Origin of the sequence: Streptomyces tateyamensis, from assembly GCF_003205575.1 — a bacterium.
In the GTDB taxonomy this organism is placed as follows: domain Bacteria; phylum Actinomycetota; class Actinomycetes; order Streptomycetales; family Streptomycetaceae; genus Kitasatospora; species Kitasatospora tateyamensis.
Genome location: NZ_PYBW01000415.1, coordinates 1 through 494 on the forward strand (window position 1 = coordinate 1; position 494 = coordinate 494).

The window sequence follows — 494 nt, forward strand, 5'->3', positions numbered from 1 at the left end:
CCAGCAGCGGCAGGAAGCGCACCGCCGGCGGGGCCTGCAGCACCACGATCACCGCGGTGGCGGCGGCCGGCGAGTGCGGGACCCGGGCCAGCAGCATCGCGCCCAGCGCGAGGCCGCCGGCCAAGGCGGCGCCCCACGGGCCGCGCCCGGTGACCGCCAGCACCGCGTAGCCGGTGACCGCGGACAGCAGTTGCCCGCCGACCAGGTTGCGCGGCTGCGAGATCGGCAGTGCGGGGGCGCCGTGCACCAGGGCGGCGCTGGCGGCCAGCGGCGGGCGCACCCGCCGCTGGCGCACCACCACCAACGCACCCACCAACAGCAGACACCGCGCCGCTCGAGAAGGCGGCGGCCCGCAGGGCGGGCAGCGGGTGGAGGCAGGGGGCGCCGGGCATGCGGGACTCCGGTTTCGCCGTCGGGGAAGCGGTACTCCCACCCTGACCGCGGGCCTGGCCCCCCGGGGAGCGCCTTGCCTCGCAGGCAAAGCGGCTTTACGC

General features: G+C 78.3%; 1 protein-coding gene. It reads right to left on the bottom strand.

The genetic code is table 11. From position 1 onward, the window contains the following. Window positions 1–313, bottom strand: a 313-nt coding sequence (locus tag C7C46_RS34005) for an HPP family protein (RefSeq protein WP_342775470.1), incomplete at its 3' end; no start/stop codon positions are given. Between the last annotated feature and the right edge of the window lie 181 nt (window positions 314–494).